At 73.5% G+C, this 321-nt stretch carries 1 protein-coding gene; it reads left to right on the forward strand.

Annotation, left to right across the window (positions count from 1 at the left end; genetic code table 11):
• Positions 1-321 (forward strand): PKD domain-containing protein (locus tag ACPYOM_RS22215; RefSeq protein ID WP_481347622.1); only part of this gene is annotated, 321 nt, incomplete at both ends.

Raw genomic sequence — 321 nt, forward strand, 5'->3', positions numbered from 1 at the left:
GCGCAGAAGACGGTCACCGTCTCCGCGGCGATCCGGCCGCCGACGGCCTCGCTGTCCGTGACCCCGTCCAGCGGCACGGCGCCCGTCTCGGTCACCGCCGACGCGTCGGCCTCCACCGACCCGCAGGGCCAGACGCTGTCGTACGCGTTCGACTTCGGTGACGGCACGACCGTGCCCACATCGGCCACCGCCACGGCGACGCACAGCTACACGACCGCCGGCAGCTACACGGTCGTCGTCACGGTCACCAACACCTCCGGCCTGACCGCGACCGCGCAGAAGACGGTCACCGTCTCCGCGGCGATCCGGCCGCCGACGGCC

This window comes from Monashia sp. HAY1-2A, assembly GCF_056755315.1.